The following is a 21,767-nucleotide window of genomic DNA, read 5'->3' on the forward strand; positions in this document are numbered from 1 at the left end:
TTTGTCGTCAAGTGAAGTCATGAGCATTTTTTTTGAAAATGCAATAGAATCGAAAGGGAAATAGTAAAGAATACTGTAATAGTGTCAATCCTGTGTAAAACAGGCTTGCTTTCCTTTTCATTTAAACATTCGGGCTGTACAATAGACATATATAAGTCGGGGGAGGAATTTTAAGTGAGTGAAGAAATTTCAATTTTAATCGTAGATGATGAGGATCGTATCCGTCGTTTATTAAAAATGTATTTAGAACGTGAAGGATATGTAGTGGAGGAAGCCGAAAATGGTGTGCAAGCAGTTGAAAAAGCAACTGAAACAGATTACCACTGCATTATTTTAGATATTATGATGCCGGAGATGGATGGCTTACAAGCAGCCGAGTTAATTAGAGAGAAGAAGTCGACACCCATTGTATTATTAACAGCAAAAGGTGAAGAAGCCGATCGTGTACAAGGATTTGAAACAGGTGCCGATGATTATATCGTTAAACCATTCAGTCCGAGAGAGGTTATTTTACGTATTAAAGCAATATTACGTCGCTCTGCTGCATTTTCACCGATGTCATCATCGTCAGCTTCAAAAGATTTGGTTGTTTTTCCACATCTTACAATTGATCACGACGCACATCGCGTATCCGCTGATGGTGAAGAAGTGAATTTAACACCAAAAGAATATGAACTACTCTATTTCTTAGCGAAAGCACCAGATAAAGTATTCGATCGTGAGCAATTATTGAAAGAAGTATGGCATTATGATTTCTTCGGTGACTTGCGTACGGTAGATACACATGTGAAACGCTTGCGTGAAAAATTGAATCGCGTATCAGAAAATGCTGCGAAAATGATTGTCACTGTATGGGGTGTAGGCTATAAATTTGAGGTAGTAAATGACTAGAATATGGAACAGCATTGTCGGGAAGTTATGGGTAACTATCCTACTTCTCGTGGCTTTTGTGCTGTTCATCTTCACCATTTTGATGTTGGAATTTTTATCGAATTTTAATACACAACAAGCGGAAGATTCGCTGCGCCAGGAAGCAACAACAATTGCTCGTATCGTCAATGAACATGATAGTTTGGCTGCGACTGAATCAATCATTTCAGATATTTTAAGCGATGAAACAAACGCATTGATTTCTTCAAAAAAAGGTGATATTAAATATTCTTTGCAAAAAGGACTCAATCAAAAAGCAATTCGCAGTACAATTATTTCGAATAAGGCATTTGATCATATCTATACATCAAAAGAGCCAATCGTTGTTGAAATGTTGTTGCCTTCAGCAAAGGAGGACGCACAAAAAGAAAACTATATCGTACTCGCAGCACCGATTAACGTCGATGATGAGGTTCACGGTGCAGTATTCATTTATCAAAGTCCAGATGCTATTCATCGTACAACAAAAGAAACGACTAAAATTGTCTTTTTATCAGCAGCAATCGCTCTTGTATTAACGACGATTTTCGCCTTTTTCTTATCGAGTCGAATTACATCACCACTGCGTAAAATGCGCGAAGCGGCATTCGAAATTGCAAAAGGAAAGTTTGAAGTGAAAATTCCTGTATTGCAAAGAGATGAGATTGGTCAACTAGCCACAGCATTCAATCAAATGGGTAGACAACTAAAACATCATGTGGAAGTAATCAACCAAGAGAAAGAACAGCTGTCGAGCATTTTAACATCGCTAACTGATGCTGTCATTACCTTTAATCGGGACCGCACAATTTTGCTAAATAATCCACCAGCAGAACTCTTGTTACAAAAATGGTTTATTAATAAAGGTGAGGATAGTTCGAAGCCATTACCTGTCGAAATATATCATATGTTGGAACATGTGCTTGAAATGGAAGAAGAATTAGAAGAAGAATTGGGTATTGATGGAGCCTATTATATGATTTCCATTAGTCCGCTATATAGTGGTGAATCGGTGCGTGGAGCCGTAGCTGTACTACGCGATAAAACGGAAGAACACCGTCTTGAAAAGCTTCGTTCAGATTTCATTGCGAATGTCTCGCATGAACTGCGTACACCAATCTCAATGCTTCAAGGTTATAGCGAAGCCATTTTAGATGATGTCGTGACATCGGAAGAAGAACGTAATGAAATGATTCGTATTATTTATGATGAATCACAAAGAATGGGGCGTCTCGTGACAGATTTACTGGATCTTGCGCGTATGGAATCAGGCAAAATGACTTTGTATCGCGATGAAATTGGTATAAACTATGTCTTCGAACGTATTACGCATAAATTTATTCAACAGGGAAAAGAAAAAGATATTGAAGTATCTTTTGAATCAGAGTTTGATGATCATGAAACGATTTGGTTAGATGAAGACCGAATCGAACAAGTACTGACGAATTTAATTGATAATGCCATTCGACACACACCAAGTGGTGGACATGTGAAGGTTTTAGTAGACCGTCATCTGTCATTTGCCCGTATCCGTATTCAAGATGATGGGGCCGGTATACCAGCAGAAGATTTAGCCTATGTGTTCGAACGTTTTTATAAGGCAGATAAGGCTCGTACGAGAGGTAAGGGTGGTACAGGTCTAGGTTTAGCTATCGCTAGTAATATTGTCAACAGCCATAAAGGTCGTATTACTGTTGATAGTGAAGTAAATGTTGGTACCGTATTTACCTTCTTCTTACCTCTTGAAGACACGAATAATTGAATTCATTAGAATACAAGAAAAAGAAGTTAATCCTAATGCGCGTGTATGACCTGTGTAGTGCGCCATATATCATATCTTAATTGAAGAGTCTGGGACAGAACAAAAATAGTATGTCTCCCATACGAATCATCAAATCAATTGAACGCGCAGAAAACGACTCCTGCGCGGGAATAGCCTGAGCTGAAAAACCACAGGAACGTAGTGACGAGGCGTTTGAAGCCATGTCCGCGGAAAGCGTTTGAAATGAATAATCCCGTATGATTTCGAAAAATCATACGGGATTTTTTCTGTTGAAAATACGTTTGTCTCAGGCTCTTTTTTTGGGTTCTATTATATATGTTGGGGTATCGAAACAATTCATGTTTTAGACAATTAGAAATAGCGAAAGCTTTCCGCCGACAAGTAACGCACTATTTCTTTTAATCACAAAAGTTGAAGAAATTGAGGGCAAGTATGCTCTTTTTATAGAAATGCCAAAGCGTTCACCTATTTGTCCAGCTTGTCAGTCCATTACTTCGAAAGTACATGAGGATCGCATACAAAAAATGAACCAGTACTTACAAAGGTTCGGTAATCAAGTAGAAATCGTTGTAATGGATATGAATCAATGAAACGACATGCATATGGTTATAAACGATTTGATCGATTGAGAGCGAAGATCTTACTAACATTAAAGTATAAAGAAGTTGGTTTACATCTGTGCCAAATGTTGCCTTTGTCAATAAAGTGAGTGATGATTTTTAAAAATCGATGATCCGATCAATCCTGTCAAATGATGCTCTTTTAGAGTATGACTCCTCGTGACTACGAGCAGTTTGACGACGGTTTTATGATCTTATCAATGCGGCACAACGATTTATAAAAAAACGTATTGTATTATGGTTAAACAAGTGGTTTTGCATGAGTACCTCATTTTCAGAACGAAAATCTTAAACGGTAAAATACATTTGAGCTGCCTTGTTTATACTGTCTTCATATGACTTGTTGTAGAAATTTTTTTAGAGCTAATGACTCAAATCGTTATCTTAAGTTCATCCACTTTACAATTGATACTTTCTTTTGTATGATAAAACTGTACAAAAATAAAATAATATGATTCATCTTCGGGGCAGGGTGCAATTCCCGACCGGCGGTAATAGAATAGTTTATTATTCTCGAGCCCGCGAACCGCAAGGTTGATTTGGTGTAACTCCAAAGCCGACAGTATAGTCTGGATGGGAGAAGGTGAAGGTATGGCGTTAAGTTCAAATACCAATTTGAGCAACGTTTATTTGATTATGCCTATTCTCCCTCATGAATTTATTTCATGGGGGTTTTTTAATACAATCAATAAATACGCGTAACCTAACCTCTTTTTGAAGTGAATCCGCAAAAGGAGACAACAGAATATGAAGAACAAAAAGTTGCAAAAAATGATTATAGTAGGAATGTTTAGTAGCATAGCTTTTTTACTACATTTAATTCATTTTCCGCTACCTATTTTTCCGAAATTTTTAGAAATTGATTTTGGGGATGTCCCAGCATTGATTGCCACGCTTATTTTAGGGCCACTCGCTGGTATCGGGGTTGAGTTACTGAAGAATATCATTGATTGGTTATACATGGGAAGTCCTACGGGCGTTCCAGTTGGCCATATCGCAAACTTTGTAACAGGACTATTATTTATTCTTCCAACATACTATGTTTATAAAAAACTAAGTACGCGAAAAGGATTAACAATCGGTCTTGTATTAGGAACGGCATCCATGGCAATTGGCATGAGTTTATTAAATTACTTTGTCTTTATGCCGATGTATAACTACTTCCTAGGTATGAATGTTGAAACAGGTGAAGCGTTAAGAAATACAATCGTAATCGCTATTCTACCATTTAATATTATTAAAGGGATTTTGATAACGATTGTTTCATTACTACTTTTCAAAGTCATGAATAAATGGATTACAAAACAACAGCACTCGTTTAATTGAGCTATTACACAACTTAGTACAACAAAAACTAAAACATTGTCAAGAAATTTTAGCGTAGATGCTAGCTATTTTTTGACAATGTTTTTTATTTTTATGAGGGGAAAATCACCTGCTTCAAATGTGAAAACCATCAAGTTTAGCTGAAGGTATGCGTCATTCAGCAGCAAAAGTATGCGTGATCTAGTTAACTATGATATGCTTTGAATACAACCAACATACCGGTCGGTTAGTATGTGATGAAAGAGGAGGAAATAATATGAATTTCAGTTATTCAAAAAAAGTGGAAGAGCTTAGAGGGAGATTGCTACAGTTTATGGATGATTTTGTATACCCAAATGAAAGCGTTTACGAAGAACAACTTGCGGCGCAAGAAGATCGTTGGGGAGCAATTCCACCGATTAAACTACAGTTGATGCAAAAAGCTAAAGAAGCCGGATTATGGAATTTGTTTTTACCTGAAAGTGAACGTGGTGCCGGTTTAACAAACTTAGAGTACGCACCACTCTGCGAAATAATGGGTCGTTCGCTAATCGGACCGGAAGTGTTTAATTGTAATGCACCTGATACAGGTAATATGGAGGTTCTTGAACGCTATGGTTCAGAGCAGCATAAAAAAGATTGGTTAGAGCCGTTATTAGCCGGAGAAATTCGTTCTGCATTTTCCATGACTGAACCAGATGTCGCATCCAGCGATGCTACGAATATCGAAACGAGCATCGTCCGTGATGGCGATGATTATGTGATTAATGGTCACAAATGGTGGAGTTCGGGAGCTGGAGATCCACGTACTAAAATTTCGATTGTCATGGGCAAGACCGACCCGACAGCGTCGCGTCATGAACAGCAATCGATGATTCTCGTACCGATGGATACACCAGGTTTAACCGTGAAAAGAATGATCAGCACATATGGCTATGATGATGCGCCACATGGCCATGCAGAAATTACATATGACAATGTACGCGTTCCGGCTTCCAATATATTATGGGAAGAGGGAAAGGGCTTTGCAATCGCACAAGGCCGACTTGGTCCTGGGAGAATCCACCATTGTATGCGTCTAATAGGTGCGGCAGAACGCGCATTGGAGTTAATGGTAAAACGTGTACAACAACGTATAGCATTCGGGAAAAAATTAGCACAACAAGGTGTTATTCGAGAATGGATTGCGGAGTCAAGAATGGAGATTGAACAGGCCCGTCTGCTAACGTTAAAAGCAGCATATATGATGGATACGGTTGGCAATAAAGAAGCAAAACAAGAAATTGCGATGATTAAAGCTGTAGCGCCACTGATGGCACAAAAAGTCATTGATCGTGCAGTTCAAGCATTCGGAGCCAAAGGGGTTAGTGAAGATACGATTCTACCGTACTTATGGGTACAAGCAAGAACATTACGTTTAGCAGATGGTCCGGATGAAGTGCATAAAGATCAAATTGCACGCTTAGAAATCAGAAAATACGATGAATTATTTAAAGTGCATAAGGGAGGACATTAACATGACAGTCCTACAATTATTTGAATTGACAGGTAAGACAGCGTTAATTACTGGTGGAGGCAGAGGTTTGGGGGCAACGATGGCAAGAGGTTTTGCGGAGGCAGGGATTTCAAATCTTATACTCTGTTCAAGAAAGCTCGCAAATTGTCAAGAAGTCGCTGAAACGATTAAAAAAGAGTATGCTATCAATATTTTAACGCTGCAATGTGATGTGACTGATGAAAATGAGATTAATAAAACCGTAGATGCCGCAGTTGCACACTTTGGAGAAATTGATATTTTGATTAATAATAGTGGGGCCACTTGGGGTGCGCCCGTTGTAGAGATGCCAAAAGAGGCATGGGATAAAGTAATTGCAACAAATGTAACAGGGACATTTTTAATGAGTCAAGCGGTCGGTCGCTATATGATTGAACAACAGCAAGGCGTTATTATAAATTTAGCCTCTGTAGCAGGTTTTGGCGGCTCACCAGCATTTATGGACACCATTGGTTACAACACGAGTAAAGGAGCTGTCATGACCTTTACAAAAGATTTAGCGGTAAAGTGGGGGCAACATAATATACGAGTAAATGCTATTGCACCTGGCTTTTTCCCGACTAAAATGTCTAATCAAACAATCGTGGATGGCTATGATTATATTATTAATAGTACGCCGCTCGGCCGTTTAGGTACGGATGAAGATTTGACTGGTGTAGCAGTATTTTTAGCTAGCGCAGCATCACAATTTATGACAGGACAAATTATTTCAGTAGACGGTGGTTCAACAGCGCTCTAACACAAAGGGGATTTGGATATGAGAACACGAATAGTAGAAGAAAGTATGAAGCAGTTTGACAAAAATGGTTTTACAGGCACCTCCATTGTTGATATCACACAGGCTTTAGATGTGACAAAAGGGACTTTCTACTATTATTTTGATAGCAAAGAAAAATTGCTAATGGAAATTCACTTGATGTATATTAAAAATCTGTTAGAAAAGCAGCAAGTAATCTTACAACAACCAATGAATGCTACAAAAAAACTAGAGGCGATTGTTGAATTGCTTTTGCATAGTATCTTGTCTGATGGTTTATCAGGTCGCGTATTCTTTCGTGAAATGCGTCACTTGAAAAATAACAATGAACAGACGATTATTACGTACCGTAAAAAATTTCGTCAAAATATAGAAAAAGTTTTACTGCAGGGAATGGCGAATGGCGAGATAAAAAAGGGGCATGTAAAAATAGTGGCCTTAGGCATATTAGGTGTGACGAATTGGAGTTATCAATGGTTTGATGAAAATGGCGATGTGAGCATTGAAGAATTGACGACAATCTTTGTGAATATGATATTAACGGGCATAAAGGAGTGATCCATTTGGCAGAAATAATCACTATGAGATCCGGTGAAGAATTGGATAAGCAAAAACTTGCAGTATTTTTACGCGATGCATTAAATATTCCAACAGACGACCTGATTATACGACAATTTTCAGCTGGTGCATCCAATTTAACGTATTTATTACAAGTCAATGGTCAGGAGTATGTTTTGCGTCGTCCACCACTTGGACCGTTAGCACCAAAAGCACATGATATGGAAAGGGAATACAATATACTAAAGGCATTGGAAGGACAAATGGCCTCGATACCACATGTTTTTGTCTTTACTAAGGATGAATCCATCTTAGGTAGCCCTTTTTTTATAATGGAAAGAAAAAAGGGTGTCACCATTGAATTTGAATTTCCTAAATCGGTAGATTATACGCCGCAGTTAGGACGAAAACTGTCGGAGATGATGATTGATACATTAGTTGATTTACATGCTATTGATTATGAAAAAACAGCTATTGTAAATTTAGTAAAACCTACTGGATTTTTAGAGCGTCAAGTGCACTCGTGGATCAAACGTTATAAGCGGGTGGAAAATGAGCAAATTGAGGGAATTGATGAGCTCGTTGCTTGGTTAGTTAGTAATTTACCAAGTGAGCAACAATCGACGATTATTCACTATGACTTCAAATTTAATAATATGATGTTTTCGGAGGATTTTTCGCAACTTGTTGGACTGTTTGATTGGGAAATGACAACAGTTGGTGACCCACTTGCAGATGTAGGTGTCGCATTAAGTTATTGGGTAAGACCAACGGATAGTGAAGAAATTCAAAATTTATTTGGTAAGCAATCCCTAACATTATTGGATGGTTTTTATTCGAGGCAACAAATGATTGCGCGTTATGCAGAAAAAAGTGGTCGCGATTTGACGAATATTAATTATTATATGGCGTTCGCCTATTTTAAGTTAGCAGTTATTGCCTTGCAAATTTATGATCGTTATAAAAAGGGGCAAACGGAAGATCAGCGTTTTGCCTATTATGGTAAGTTAGGAGGCGTGGCAATTCGTGCGGCAATAAAACAGATGGCATAATGAAAGGGACGTAGAAATCAGCATGATTTCTACGTCCCTCTGTCAATTAATGAGAAACTGTTTTTGTTGTTAGTAATTTGGCACTTAGCAAACGTTGGCGTACAACAACACCGGCTAATGCAGCTGCAATTGCTTTCAAAACACCGACAATTAAAAAAGGTGCAATACCAGATGTAAACGCTGCTGGCCATGAAAGGTTGGCAAAATATTTTAACCAAATCGCACCAAACAGCAATGTAATGCACATGCCAATTATATTGGCTATAATAGCATGGCTAGATGTAAAACGTGTTTTTTCTAAATAAATCCCCATGACTAGTGCCGCAGGTAAGAAACCGATAATATAGCCACCAGTTGGACCAGTAATAATTCCTAATCCACCGGACATGCCACTGAATACGGGGATGCCAATGGCACCTAAAAGTATGTATAATAATACCGATAAAGAACCATAGCGTAAACCGAGTATGGTCACTGCTAGACCGATGGCAAAAGTTTGCCCTGTAATGGGAATTAAGGGTAATGGGATCGTTAACTGTGCAAAAATCGCGATAACAGCTGCAAACAATGCAGAAACAATCCACATTTTTAATTGATTATTTTTCAAAATAGTAATCCTCCTCTTTGTGTAAACCTATTTTTAAATAAGGTTTACTATAATATATATAATTATTATAAATTCGTCAACTGCCTTTTTCAATTTCTATTATGCTTTAACTCTTTTATTTAAAGAGAATTCATATTATAATAGATACATTGTCTTTACAGAGATGTAAAAGATGCATGCAACGATAGAAGTACAGACTATCTGAAAATATCTTGCAAATATTACATGATAGGTGGATAACCAAATGAATTACAGAGTATTACTTTATTATTTTTACGCGGATATTGAAAATCCGGAACAATTCTCAAAAGACCATTTAGCTTTTTGTAAGGAAATTGGACTAAAAGGTCGTATCCTTGTAGCCAATGAAGGAATTAATGGAACGGTTTCAGGTGATTTTGAGCAAACAGAACAGTATATGGCAGCGATGAAAGTGGATCCGTTATTTGAAGGGATTGTTTTCAAAATAGATGATTCTGACACACATGTTTTCAAAAAAATGCATGTACGCCCTCGTCCAGAACTAGTAAATCTAGGATTAGAGGAAGATGTCAATCCCCATGAATTAACAGGTCGTCATTTATCTCCAAGTGATTTCTTAGAGGAAATGAAAGATGAGAACACTGTTGTTCTTGATGTGCGTAATACGTATGAGTATGATGTAGGTCATTTTCGTGGCGCGATTCGCCCAGATGTTCAAAATTTCCGTGATACGCCTGAATGGGTACGTGAAAATCGTGAATTATTCGAAGGTAAAAATGTGTTAACTTATTGTACAGGTGGAATCCGCTGTGAAAAATTCTCGGGTTGGATGAAGCGTGAAGGTTTTGGAGATGTAGGTCAATTACATGGTGGTGTAGCCACTTACGGTAAAGATGATACAACAAAAGGTCAGTTATGGGATGGACAAATGTATGTCTTTGATGAACGTTTGACTGTACCGATTAACCAAGTTGAGCATGTAATTGTTGGGGTAGATCATTTTGATGGTACACCATGTGAACGCTATATTAATTGTGCTGAGCCGAGTTGTAACGAGCAAATTCTTTCTTCTGAAGAGAATGAGCATAAACATATTGGTGGTTGTACGCACGCTTGTCGCGTAAGTCCACGTAATCGTTATGTCCAACGTAACAACTTGTCTCAAAGTGACGTAATCGATCGCCTAGCGGTAATTGGTGAAGAGCTAGACAATTTAATCGAACAATAAAAATATAATCTAAAGGCGAATAAGCAGTGGATATGCTGCTCATTCGTCTTTTTTATTTTGTGTAAACAAGGAGGCGGGTAGTACATACAGTAGTCTCTGTGCATGCAAAAAAGAGCCTGGGACAGAACAAAAATAGTATGTTTCCAATAAATAATCACATCAATTGAACGCGCAGAAAACGACTCCTGTGGGAATAGCAGGAGCTGAAACCCCCACAAGAACGCAGTGACGAGGCGTTTGAAGCCATGCCCGCGTAAAGCGTTTTTCGAAGCGCAAATTGATTGAAATGAATAATCCCGTATGATTTCGAAAAATCATACGGGATTTTCTCTGTTGAAAATACATTTGTCTCAGGCTCTTTTAATTTTGGCTCAGATTTTATTCTAGTCTTTTTTGGAGAAATTATTGATCTTGAAAATAATCAAATATAAATTGTTGGAATTTTTTGGCTGCTGGTGATAAATAACGCCCTTCAGACCAAGCCATACCAATAACACGTTCTGCCGTAACATCTTCCAATGGAATGGATGTCACTTTTGAATGATTCATATCATCGCCTTCTGGTAGTAGAGAAACCCCTAAACCAGCTGCCACAAAACCAGCGACCGTGGCTACTTCATCCCCTTCAAATGTGATTTTTGGCGTCACATTATTTTCGGTAAAGAGCTCATCAATTTGGATGCGGAGGGCATAGCCCTTTTTTAGTAAGACAAATGATTCTGTCGCCAGCTCGGCCAATGTTATCGAAGATTTTGATGCGAATGGGTGATCTGATGGTACGATCGCCAATAAATTTTCACGCCATAGTTCGCGCCATTGAATAGGTTTTTCAACATCCATTTCTGCAAGAAGACATAAATCTAAATCGCCATTTTGCAAAGCAAGTAGTTGCAAATGGGTATGGTTTTGTTTGAGTGAAAAGTGGATATTTTCATGTTCTTCACGAAAATGTCGAATAACATCGGGAACGACATTTGTTCCAAGTGTATGTAAAAAACCAAGCGATACTTCCCCGTGATTTGGATCGATAATTTGTTGGATTTCACTCAACCCTGCCTGATACTCGAGCATAATATTGTGTACACGTTTGACGAACAGCTCTCCGTAACGATTCAAGCTAATTGAACGGCCTCGTCTCTCAAAAAGAGGTACGCCAAGTTCATCTTCTAATCGTGCAATTGAGCGACTAAGCGCCGGTTGTGAGATAGATAGTAGCTCTGCAGCCTTTGTCATATGTTGAATTTTTGCGAGCATTTGAAAATATTCGAGCTGCTGCCATTCCATAAAATTCCCTCCTCATTATTCATGTGCTTTCATAAAGGTGATGGTGCGTGTATCAGAATCATAAAGACACCATTCACGGTTATGAACAACGGAACCAACATTAATGGAATAACGTTTCTTTTTTAAATGCATACTATCATTAAATTTGAATTTTTTTTGCTTTCCTTTGCGCAAAAGCATTGATTGATGACTGTGACCGAAAAAAACGAGATGTTCACTGAATTTTTTAGGGTCGGCAACCCAATCATCAGACCAATCAAATTGATGTCCATGAATTAAGCGTGCGCCATCAATCGACAATGTCTCTGGCATCGTAGAAAAAATTTTGGTATCTGTTGCAGCCATAATGCGTTGTTCCTGATTACCTATAATTGAAGGGAATGTCAGTAATTCAAGAAAAGATCGTTTAATATCAGCGGCATCATGTAAAGGAATTGCAGTTGCCTTTTGAGCCTTCTTTTTACTGATGGTACATTCGAAAAGGTCACCTAAGGCAATAATTTCTAAGGGTTGTTGCATGCTTTTAATATGGTTTAATACAGCCTTTGTATCATCGATATTTGAATGAAGGTCTCCAATTAGTGCATATCTCATGTCAAAACTCCTTTTTTACGATATATATGTAGTGTATCACATATGATTTCATGTCAATTACGATATTATTTAAAAGTGCTCCTTTTTTCAAAACTGTTGGAAACAGTGAACTAAATGGACGTTCATTGCGACTGTCTAAAAGTGATAAGTAGATTGTGCTACAACGTAATAGATTTTGGTGTCCATCATTTATAAATCGGTCTTATTACATAAGTAGTACGAGAAAATTAATAGCGTTATATTGTTGATTGGTAATAAATACCCTTTTTTGGTAGTGAATTAAGAAGGGGATTATCAGTAATATGGATTTGATTATTGTTTCTTTTTAATTTCCATATTATTTATTATTTAACAACGTCTGAATAGTGTATAGTAGATTCTAGGTACTAAAAATCGTAGGAGGATTACTATAATGGGTAAATTAAATCCGGTCATTTGGCTGGTTTTATCAAATCTACTAGTTGTCTTTCTCGGTATCGGTTTAATTGTACCTGTAATGCCTACAATCATGCGAGAAATGAATTTAGATGGTCAAACCATGGGCTACTTAGTCGCAGCTTTCTCATTCACCCAGCTTTTAATATCACCATTTGCTGGTAAATGGGTCGATCGTTTTGGTAGAAAGAAAATGATCGTCATAGGCATGGTGATTTTTGGAATATCAGAATTACTTTTTGCGATGGGTCACACAGTATCACTTCTCTATTTAGCACGTTTTATTGGTGGGGTTAGTGCAGCCTTTACTATGCCAGCAATTACGGCCTATGTTGCAGATATTACCACGTTGAAACAAAGACCAAAAGCGATGGGGTATGTTTCAGCTGCAATCAATACCGGTTTTATCTTAGGTCCGGGATTAGGTGGTTTTTTGGCAGAGGTTGATACGAGATTACCATTTTTTACTGCAGCAGGATTAGGATTTATTGGCGCTCTTTTCTCTCTTATTTACTTAAAAGAGCCGCATAAGCCAAGCGAGGCAAACAACAAGAAACCATCCGAGGATACGGCAATTACAGGGTGGCGCACACTAGCGCAGCCACTATATTTCATTCCATTTCTCATCATTTTAATAGCATCATTTGGCCTGGCTGCATACGAAACGATTTATGGGCTTTTTCTTGACCATCAATTTAGTTTTACCGTAACAGATATCGCTATTCTATTAACGATTAGTGGAGTAGTAGGCACGATTTTCCAACTTTTCTTATTCGATGGGTTAACGAGAAAATTTGGCGAAATCGGATTGATTCGTCTCTGTCTTTTAATAGCTGCAATCATGATGATTTTCATGATTACAGCAAAATCATTTATGTGGATTTTAACGGTTACTATTATTGTATTTCTAACATTTGATTTAATAAGACCAGCACTAACGACTTATTTATCAAAAATTGCTGGTAACGACCAAGGATTTGTCAGTGGGTTAAACTCAACTTTTACAAGTATAGGGAATATTATTGGCCCCATTGTAGCCGGAATGTTATTTGACTTCCAGCCACACTCACCCTATGTTTTTTCGATGGTTGTGTTAACGATTAGTTTAGTTATTGCCTGTTTTTGGAGAACACCGAAAGAATTCGGTTAGGGGGATTTCTATTGAGTATTGTTGAAGAACTATGTATGAAGTATCCAATTATTCAAGCGCCAATGGCTGGTATTACAACGGTAGATATGGTTGTAGCAAGTTTGGATGCTGGAATATTGGGTTCGATCGGCGCAGGGTATTTGTCAGCAGAAAAAACACGTGATTTTATTCGCCAAGTGAAAGCACAAACGAATAAACCATTTATGATTAATTTATTTGCTCATGAAATACCACCGGTAGTAAAGCATGAAATTGCTATCGCAAGACAAGCGCTGATTGATGCCAATATAGATGACTCTGTGCGCAGAGATGAGATGAAATTATCGAATCCAGTATTTGATGACCAATTGGATATCGTAATCGAAGAAGGTGTAGCAGCATGCTCATTTACATTTGGTTTACCGACATATAGTCAATTGCAACAATTAAAAAAGAATAATATTTTTACGATTGCTACCGCGACAACAGCGGAAGAGGTATGTGCAATTGACGAGTTAGGCATAGATGCCATTTGTTTGCAAGGACAAGAAGCTGGAGGACATCGTGCATCTTTTATCGAACCGCTTCAATATATTCCACTTGATGATTTGTTAAAACAAGCGCAAGCAATAACTACTAAATCGCTTATTGTTGCAGGAGGAATCGCGACAAAACAGCAAATTGATCATTATATTGAAATGGGTGTGGATGCCGTAATGATTGGCACACTATTGATTGTTAGTGATGAAAGCAGTGCACCGTCTGCACATAAGAAAGCGATTTTAAATGCTTCAAAAGATACCACCGTCATCACGAATGTTTTTTCAGGTAAGGCAGCACGCGGTATTAGCAATAGCTTTATTGACAAAATGCGCATGCTTCCAACTGCACCTTTTCCTTATCAAAATGATATGACTAAAGGAATTAGAGCGAGAGCGAAAGCTGCGAATAATGCGGATAATATGTCATTATGGGCAGGGTCGTCTTTGTTTTTATGCAAGGGCGGTTCAGTGGCGACAATAATCCAGCGTTTACTATCAGAATAATTGAATAATATAAAACCCCCCTCTTTTCTAAATTGAAAAGAGGGGGGTTTTAATGTTTAAATACCTAGGATATTATAACCAGCATCAACATATGTTGTTTCACCTGTAACACCGCTCGAGATAGGACTTAACATGACAAGCGTCATATTTGCCACTTCTTGTTGTGTGATATTGCGGCGTAGTGGAGCAGTTTCTTCGATTTTATTTAAAATTTGGTTGAAGGAAGGTACTGCTTTGGCAGAAATAGTTTTCACGGCACCGGCAGAAATAGCATTAACGCGAATATTATCTCGACCGATATCTGCTGCTAAATAACGAACATTTGCTTCAAGTGCAGCTTTTGCAATACCCATGACATTGTAGCCATCCAAGACACGTTCAGCGCCTAAGTAACTCATCGTAACGATTGAACCCTGATCCGTCATATAAGGATGTGCAGCTTTTGCTACAGCAATCAATGAATAAGCACTCGTGTCTTGTGCAAAGGCGTATCCTTCACGAGATGTTTCTAAAAAGCGGTTTTTCAAATCCTCAGATAATGAAGAAGCTACTGAATGAACGATGCCATGAATGACTTTACGTTCTGTGCCAATTGTGGTGAACGCTTCTTGGATACTGTCATCACTATTGACGTCACATTGAACGACTGAGTAAGTTGAAGGATCAACTGTTGACAATAATTTCTCTAGCTTTGAAAGAGAACGTTCTTTGCGATATGTAAATGTAATATGAGCACCAGCAGAAAAGAGAGTTTTAGCAATTCCCCATGCAATACTCCGATCATTTGCCACACCCATTACGACGATATTTTTCCCTGTAAAGTTTAATAAATTTTCCATAATAGCCTCCTACATATAGTTACTATTAGTACCTGATACTAAATTTTAACGTAGAATGTAGGGTAATGCAACTATTATTTTGATGATAGACCAAATACATTATTTATGAGAAGTACTGAAAAAAAACTAGAGATAATTGTGATGGAGAAGAAAGCAATTTCACGAACGGTAGTATCCAGTGAATAAAGTGGTGCAAAATGGCTAGCAAGTTCGGCGTAAGCAGCACCACAAATTATAAAAAGAGTAATCTGCGTGGCACCGAATAAAATAGATCTCACAATAATCCCTCCTTTTGTAAAATAAAGTATAGGTCTAAGTTCCTCTACCCAATTAACCATTAGTATAAACTGAATTAAAAGAAAATTAAAATAAAAGGTATTAAAAATTTAAAATAGTATCATATAAATAAAAAATACGAGCAAAGCTAAATAATTAGCTGCTCGCATTCTTTAAAATAATTATTCGTATTTTAATGCATCGCCATCAAATGACTCATCTGCCACTTTAATTGAGTCAGTTGGACAACCTTCAAAAGCATCTTCCATATCCTCTAATAGGTCTTCTGGAACTTCGGTTGTACCTGTGTTATTATCTAAAATAACAAAGGCAATGCCTTCATCATCGTAATCATAAACATCTGGTGCAGCTGCGCCACAAGCTCCGCAAGCTATGCATGTATCTGCGTCTACTATTGTAAACTTAGCCATTATATAAATCTCTCCTTTGTTTCGCTACATCAATCTACAACTTTCATTTTAAAACGCTTTTCATTTCATTTCAACCATAATAACCGATTCGAGGAGGAATTAACATTGTTTTTTGAACAACTCCTACTGCAAATACATCAAAAGTATGATGGACAAAGAACCGTTTTTTCAGCTTTTCATTTATTAAAAGGGAAAAAATCGGGTCAAACAATTCAAGATGTCGGGCTTTTTCATGTAAAACCATATTTTCATTTAATGCCTAAGCTATCAAAGGACCAGTACGCTCAAGCCATTGAGGCACTTGAACAAAAAAAATGGCTGGCGATAGACGAACAGCAAAAAATTTCAGTGACGGCTTTAGGGATGGAATTCATTGACACAAATAAAACATATTTTAATGGTTGGTTTCTTCGCGGTCGTGAGCATTTATTTTTTAGCCGACTACAATTAGTTACACAATCCATTTCAAATAGTATAGCATCTAAGAAGCGTTTTTCACCAATTGTAAAAGAGGAGCAAACGCAAATTTTTGTGCGCCATTATTTATTAACCATTCATTATAACGAAGAGACAGTAAAGCGAGAATTTCGCAAACAATTGTATTTTGCATTGCAAGAGATGCCGACAACAGAACTTGTGAAAAATCTGATTGTATACCGTTTAACTGGTTTTCAACTAAGTGGTTGGACATGGAGTCAACTCGCGCAAAAATCCGGGTATACTGAATTAGATTTACACATTCAATTTGTGCATGGATTACATAGTTTATTAGCTATAATTTTCGACAATAAACAATTAACATTATTGCAACCATTGTTACAGTCCGTGAAAGTGTCGACAGTATTAACTGAATCGACACAAAAAACAGTTGCACTTCTAAAAAAAGGATACACACTGGAACAAATTGCTACAATGCGACGTTTAAAGATTAATACAATTGAAGATCATATCGTCGAAATGGCGATGAGCGATCCGACTTTTATGATTGACAAGTTTATCTCAAAGGTAAAACTTGATGAAATTTCAACTGTTCTTATGACGGTTTCAGACAAGAAATTGAAACCAATAAAAGATGTAGTGCCACATATTAGTTACTTTCAAATTAGGCTTGTTTTAGCTTGGAGAGGTGGTCAACAAGATGGGCAGACTTGAGCAGATTTTAAACGATCAATTCGGCTATTCCTCTTTCCGAGCGGGACAAAAAGAGGTGATAGAGGCCGTGATAAAAGGCCAAGATGTAGTTACCTTACTACCAACAGGAAGCGGTAAATCACTCTGCTACCAATTGCCTGCTTATGCACTAGCTGGAAGTGTTTTGATTATTTCACCATTATTATCATTGATGCAAGATCAGGTTGAGCAGCTGAAGCTTCTTGGTGAAAAAAGAGTAATTGCCATTAATTCATTTTTAAACTGGCAAGATAAAAAACTGGCGTTTGCTAATTTATCAGCTTATCGCTTTATTTTCGTGTCGCCAGAAATGTTAACAACAGAGAATTTCCAACACGCAATTGCCGATGTGAATTTAGCTTTAATTGCCGTAGATGAAGCGCATTGTATCTCACAGTGGGGGTTTGATTTTAGACCACAGTACTTAAAAATAGGTCAATTATTTAACAATGCTTCAAGACCGCCGATAATTGCTTTGACGGCTACTGCTACGACAGAAGTTATTGATGATATAAAAAAATATTTGTCGATGATGGAACCCTTTGAATGGATTGCTCCTGTTGATCGTAAAAATATTGCGTATCAGCTAGTAAAGTTAGCGCATTCTGCTGAAAAAATAACTTGGTTGGAAAATAATGTTCAAAATGACAATGGTCCGGGTATTATATATACACAGTCTCGAAAAAGGACGATTGAATTTGCAAATTTATTGCTGGGAAAAGGCATCCGCGCAGCGGCATACCATGCTGGAATGGAACAGGAAGATCGTCAATTGATTCAGCATCAGTTTTTACATGATGAAATTCAGTGGATTGTTGCGACAAATGCATTTGGTATGGGGGTACATAAGGCGGATATTCGTCAAGTGATTCATGACCATATTCCAAGTGCTGTAGCAAATTATATGCAAGAAGTTGGTCGGGCTGGGCGCGATGGACAGCAAGCGCTTGCGACGGTTCTTTACTGTGAGCATGATGAGCAATATACGCAAAACATTGTATTGATGGATTATCCTACCCCTTTTCAAATTGAACAATATGCCGTTTTTCAAGCCGCAAATAGGCCTGTTAACGAGATGTTAGACGAGCAACTGATTCGAGAAACCACATTGAGAATATTAATGTATTGGATGGAAGAATTGAAGACTACGCAGGCTGTGATACACCAAATCGATGCACTGATGACCAATAAAGTAGCGGAACTGGGTCATCTCGTCACTATTTTAATAAACAACGGGTGTATTCGCCAACAGTTAAGCGATTACTTTGGTCAGCAACTGACAGAAAAGCCAGAAAATTGTTGTTCTATATGTGGTTTGCAACAAGATATTATTATGAAAAAACAACAAAAAACTACCTATTTTGAAGAAACAATGTCTTGGGAGCAAAGAATGCATGATATATTTCCTATGTAATGCATAGCGATTTATTTACATTTCGTATGAGTTTAGTCATAATATAATTATTATCATATAGTGAACAGGGGGATATACATGTCTCAGAATGATTATAAAGAGAGTATAGAAGAACATCGTCAATCAATCGATGTTGAGTCAAAAGGGACGAGTGGAAGACCTACAAGAATGTCCCGTAGTGACAAACGCAATAATAATCGTAAACCTAAAAAAAATAAAAATAATTCATTATTAACCGTTTTAGCAGTGCTATTCGTCATGATCCCAGTAGCGATTTTAGTGTACAATTTAGTATTCAGCAATGAACCTGAAAAAGCAGTGAAATCAGAAAAAAGTGCTGGGAATGTTATGATTGAAAAAAATAGTGGGGAAAATATTCCGACACCTACGCCAACAGTAGATGAAGGTAAAACAACAGATACTCAAGCGAAAGCAGATAAAGATTCGACTGAAAAAAATACAGCTAAAGAAAAAGTCGCTAAAGAAAAAGCAGCTAAAGAAAAAGCAGACAAAGAAAAAGCAGCTAAAGAAAAAGCAGCTAAAGAAAAAGCAGACAAAGAGAAAGCAGCTAAAGAAAAAGCAGACAAAGAGAAAGCAGCTAAAGAAAAAGCAGACAAAGAAAAAGCGGATAAAGAAAAAAATACCGAAGCGGTAAATACACAATCAAGCGCCTATAAAAACGCGATTCAAGGTGGTTATTTACATAATGCGGTTGAAGGCGATACGATTCAAAGTATTTCAATTCGTTATTATGGCAGCGAAGCGATGGTCGATCAAATTAAACAACTAAATGGTATTAGTGCAGATCGTGTTCCAGCGGGGACAAAGGTCGCTTTATTCAAATAGTTTTAAAGAAACCTTGTAAATGAACGTTTATTTACAAGGTTTTTCTCTATTCAGTAGACATAAAATACATGTTATTCGGTCAAAATAAGCGTATAATAATAGGGAATGTTTAAAAGGAGTGACTCTAATTATGCGATATGAAGATGCTATTATTGTTGGAGGCGGTCCATGTGGACTAGCAGCTGCAATATCTTTACAAGAAATAGGTTTACAACCAATCGTTATTGAAAAGGGGAATATTGTCAATGCCATTTTTAATTACCCAACACATCAAACGTTTTTTAGTTCGAGTGAAAAATTAGCCATTGGTGATGTGCCATTTATTATTGAAGAACAAAAACCAAAGCGCAATCAAGCGCTCGTATATTATCGGGAAGTCGTAAAATTAAAAGAATTAGCAATCCATCGTTTTGAAGCGGTTACTCATGTGAAAAAAGAAGGGCAGCACTTCGTTGTTACGACGGATAAGGATATTTATTGTACGAAAAATGTCATTATCGCTACGGGGTATTATGATCATCCAAACTATATGAATATACCTGGGGAAAATCTCTCGAAAGTGAAACATTACTTTAAAGAGGGTCATCCATATTTTGATACAGATATTTTAATTGTTGGAGGTAAAAACTCGGCAATTGATGCTGGTCTAGCTTTATATAAAGCCGGTGCTCGCGTAACCGTGGTCTATCGTGGTTCACAATATTCACCTAGTATAAAGCCTTGGGTTTTACCAGACTTTGCTGCATTAGCAAAAAATGGTGAAGTAAATATGTTATTTGAGACAGATTTGAAAGAAGTTACCGCAACCGAAGCAGTTATTATAGAAAAGGGTGTTGAAAAACGTCTGAAAAACGACTTTGTTTTTGCCATGACTGGTTATCACCCAGATCATGATTTCATTCGTGAAATGGGCGTTATTGTCGATGAAGAAACAGGGCGTCCTCACTTTAATGAGGAGACGATGGAAACAAATATTGAGGGGTTATTTATTGCAGGTGTAATCGCTGCAGGGAATAATGCCAATGAAATTTTTATCGAGAATGGTCGCTTTCATGGTGCGCAAATCGCAGCATGCATTCAAGCGAAATAGAAGCTTAGCACTACACTACGTGTTGAGACACGAAGAAAATAGCTTATTTACGAGCTATTGGCTATGTAGATTTGTTTGAATTTAGCGTTGATTATAGCAATTAATATATTCTTCGACACTATTGATCAGATAGGCATTTATTGTACGATAAGTAGGGTTAAGGGAGAATGTAGAGTGGAATGAACCGCTTCAACTGGGGAATTATCAATGAGTGTGTCTTGCAGGACATACGCATGGTAATTCCTTTTTCTTTTACAGCCTGTTGATAGCTGTAAAATTACACCTTTCCGAAAACGTAGGGAAGCTGGTTTAATGTATTGAGCACAAATGCGCTCTCTTGTTTACAGCCGATTATTTGGGCAATTCCTTTGCTATTACAGAAATCAATACTACTCGAAAGGATACATCATTGGTTGATTCATCCAACCACAATGCCTTGGTTTTTCGATAGCTTGATCTCTATTTATGCCACTTACATAGTTCAACTATGCATTGATCTCGTTTAACCTTTTTGTTCGAAGTACGCTCAATTTCCCAACTAACTCATGACTATTTTGGTGCTATTTCCACTCCAATTCCTTGTCCTTTAAAATTTTTTTCACTGGAATACAGACTCATTTCATTTCCAATACGCTCGTTTTTATTTTTTAGGGTGACTAACTCTTGTAACCATAAAAAGACACCTCCATTAAAGAGGGCACTGAAAAAGTCCACTTATGCACAGAAAAGTGAGGACAGGAACGAATTTCGTTCCTGTCCTCGCTTTTCCTCGTAGCCGTTGATTCCGTTCCGGCGGACGCTTTTCGCGGGCACGGCTCCAGCCTTCTCCCTCGCTTCGCTCAGTCCGGGTGCTTCCG

21 protein-coding genes and 1 riboswitch are annotated in these 21,767 nt (G+C 37.6%); of the genes, 15 read left to right on the forward strand and 6 right to left on the reverse strand.

Annotation, left to right across the window (positions count from 1 at the left end; genetic code table 11):
- Positions 1–174: 174 nt before the first annotated feature.
- The 8 genes from DEX24_RS01615 to DEX24_RS01645 all read left to right on the forward strand — a co-directional run bounded on the left by DEX24_RS01615 (position 175) and on the right by DEX24_RS01645 (position 8,539).
- The gene (locus DEX24_RS01615) at positions 175–891 is read left to right on the forward strand and encodes a response regulator transcription factor (RefSeq protein WP_109304641.1); all 717 of its coding nucleotides are present in this window, start codon (positions 175–177) and stop codon (positions 889–891) included.
- Positions 884–2,671, forward strand: a complete 1,788-nt coding sequence (locus DEX24_RS01620) for an ATP-binding protein (protein WP_109304642.1) — start codon at positions 884–886, stop codon at positions 2,669–2,671. Before DEX24_RS01615 ends, DEX24_RS01620 begins: the two co-directional genes overlap by 8 nt.
- Positions 2,672–3,141: 470 nt before the next feature.
- On the forward strand, positions 3,142–3,282 hold the full coding sequence (locus DEX24_RS17075) for a hypothetical protein (RefSeq protein WP_170112801.1): 141 nt from the start codon (positions 3,142–3,144) through the stop codon (positions 3,280–3,282).
- 484 nt (positions 3,283–3,766) lie between these two features.
- A riboswitch (FMN riboswitch) is annotated at positions 3,767–3,901 on the forward strand.
- A gap of 158 nt (positions 3,902–4,059) precedes the next feature.
- Complete coding sequence (locus DEX24_RS01625) at positions 4,060–4,638, forward strand: ECF transporter S component (RefSeq protein ID WP_109304643.1); 579 nt, start codon at positions 4,060–4,062, stop codon at positions 4,636–4,638.
- A 256-nt stretch (positions 4,639–4,894) separates the two neighbouring features.
- A complete protein-coding gene (locus tag DEX24_RS01630; RefSeq protein WP_109304644.1) occupies positions 4,895–6,133 on the forward strand; it encodes an acyl-CoA dehydrogenase family protein in 1,239 nt (412 codons plus the stop codon).
- Position 6,134: 1 nt separating this feature from the next.
- A complete protein-coding gene (locus DEX24_RS01635; RefSeq protein WP_109304645.1) occupies positions 6,135–6,911 on the forward strand; it encodes an SDR family oxidoreductase in 777 nt (258 codons plus the stop codon).
- Positions 6,912–6,929: 18 nt separating this feature from the next.
- A complete protein-coding gene (locus tag DEX24_RS01640) occupies positions 6,930–7,487 on the forward strand; it encodes a TetR/AcrR family transcriptional regulator (RefSeq protein WP_109304646.1) in 558 nt (185 codons plus the stop codon).
- Positions 7,484–8,539, forward strand: a complete 1,056-nt coding sequence (locus DEX24_RS01645; protein WP_307725587.1) for a phosphotransferase family protein — start codon at positions 7,484–7,486, stop codon at positions 8,537–8,539. Before DEX24_RS01640 ends, DEX24_RS01645 begins: the two co-directional genes overlap by 4 nt.
- 46 nt (positions 8,540–8,585) lie before the next feature.
- On the opposite strand, the gene DEX24_RS01650 is transcribed toward DEX24_RS01645, so the two are convergent.
- Positions 8,586–9,146, reverse strand: coding sequence for a biotin transporter BioY (locus DEX24_RS01650; RefSeq protein ID WP_246131542.1), 561 nt, complete (start codon positions 9,144–9,146; stop codon positions 8,586–8,588).
- Between the two features lie 244 nt (positions 9,147–9,390).
- Between DEX24_RS01650 and trhO the strand changes: the two genes are divergently transcribed.
- Positions 9,391–10,356 carry an oxygen-dependent tRNA uridine(34) hydroxylase TrhO gene (gene trhO / locus DEX24_RS01655; protein ID WP_109304647.1) on the forward strand — a complete coding sequence of 322 codons (966 nt, stop codon included), beginning with the start codon at positions 9,391–9,393 and terminating at the stop codon, positions 10,354–10,356.
- 402 nt (positions 10,357–10,758) lie between these two features.
- Here the strand turns inward: trhO and DEX24_RS01660 are convergent, their stop codons facing one another.
- Complete coding sequence (locus tag DEX24_RS01660; protein WP_109304648.1) at positions 10,759–11,640, reverse strand: LysR family transcriptional regulator; 882 nt, start codon at positions 11,638–11,640, stop codon at positions 10,759–10,761.
- A 15-nt stretch (positions 11,641–11,655) separates the two neighbouring features.
- Positions 11,656–12,234, reverse strand: a complete 579-nt coding sequence (locus DEX24_RS01665; protein ID WP_109304649.1) for a metallophosphoesterase family protein — start codon at positions 12,232–12,234, stop codon at positions 11,656–11,658.
- Positions 12,235–12,646: 412 nt separating this feature from the next.
- On the opposite strand from DEX24_RS01665, the gene DEX24_RS01670 reads away from it, so the two are divergent.
- Together DEX24_RS01670 and DEX24_RS01675 are read left to right on the forward strand one after the other, a co-directional pair.
- Positions 12,647–13,819 (forward strand): MFS transporter, encoded by a 1,173-nt coding sequence (locus DEX24_RS01670; RefSeq protein WP_109304650.1) that lies wholly within the window; start codon positions 12,647–12,649, stop codon positions 13,817–13,819.
- An 11-nt stretch (positions 13,820–13,830) separates the two neighbouring features.
- The gene (locus DEX24_RS01675) at positions 13,831–14,844 is read left to right on the forward strand and encodes an NAD(P)H-dependent flavin oxidoreductase (RefSeq protein WP_109304651.1); all 1,014 of its coding nucleotides are present in this window, start codon (positions 13,831–13,833) and stop codon (positions 14,842–14,844) included.
- Positions 14,845–14,900: 56 nt separating this feature from the next.
- Here DEX24_RS01675 and DEX24_RS01680 read toward each other — a convergent pair whose 3' ends face one another.
- The 3 genes from DEX24_RS01680 to DEX24_RS01690 form a co-directional block, all read right to left on the reverse strand.
- Positions 14,901–15,683: an enoyl-ACP reductase FabI gene (locus tag DEX24_RS01680; protein ID WP_109304652.1), complete on the reverse strand. Its 783-nt coding sequence runs from the start codon at positions 15,681–15,683 to the stop codon at positions 14,901–14,903.
- 74 nt (positions 15,684–15,757) lie between these two features.
- Positions 15,758–15,961 carry a hypothetical protein gene (locus DEX24_RS01685; protein WP_109304653.1) on the reverse strand — a complete coding sequence of 68 codons (204 nt, stop codon included), beginning with the start codon at positions 15,959–15,961 and terminating at the stop codon, positions 15,758–15,760.
- A gap of 180 nt (positions 15,962–16,141) precedes the next feature.
- Positions 16,142–16,390: a ferredoxin gene (locus tag DEX24_RS01690; RefSeq protein ID WP_109304654.1), complete on the reverse strand. Its 249-nt coding sequence runs from the start codon at positions 16,388–16,390 to the stop codon at positions 16,142–16,144.
- A 105-nt stretch (positions 16,391–16,495) separates the two neighbouring features.
- On the opposite strand from DEX24_RS01690, the gene DEX24_RS01695 reads away from it, so the two are divergent.
- The 4 genes from DEX24_RS01695 to DEX24_RS01710 all read left to right on the forward strand — a co-directional run bounded on the left by DEX24_RS01695 (position 16,496) and on the right by DEX24_RS01710 (position 20,910).
- Positions 16,496–17,542 (forward strand): YpbB family protein, encoded by a 1,047-nt coding sequence (locus DEX24_RS01695; RefSeq protein WP_109304655.1) that lies wholly within the window; start codon positions 16,496–16,498, stop codon positions 17,540–17,542.
- Positions 17,529–18,974 carry a RecQ family ATP-dependent DNA helicase gene (locus tag DEX24_RS01700; RefSeq protein ID WP_109304656.1) on the forward strand — a complete coding sequence of 482 codons (1,446 nt, stop codon included), beginning with the start codon at positions 17,529–17,531 and terminating at the stop codon, positions 18,972–18,974. The genes DEX24_RS01695 and DEX24_RS01700 overlap by 14 nt, the downstream gene beginning before the upstream one ends.
- A gap of 78 nt (positions 18,975–19,052) precedes the next feature.
- The gene (locus DEX24_RS17000; RefSeq protein ID WP_146192956.1) at positions 19,053–19,820 is read left to right on the forward strand and encodes a LysM peptidoglycan-binding domain-containing protein; all 768 of its coding nucleotides are present in this window, start codon (positions 19,053–19,055) and stop codon (positions 19,818–19,820) included.
- A gap of 130 nt (positions 19,821–19,950) precedes the next feature.
- The gene (locus tag DEX24_RS01710; protein ID WP_109304657.1) at positions 19,951–20,910 is read left to right on the forward strand and encodes a YpdA family putative bacillithiol disulfide reductase; all 960 of its coding nucleotides are present in this window, start codon (positions 19,951–19,953) and stop codon (positions 20,908–20,910) included.
- Positions 20,911–21,767 lie beyond the last annotated feature (857 nt).

Source organism: Kurthia sibirica (genome assembly GCF_003143975.1).
Lineage (GTDB): Bacteria > Bacillota > Bacilli > Bacillales_A > Planococcaceae > Kurthia > Kurthia sibirica.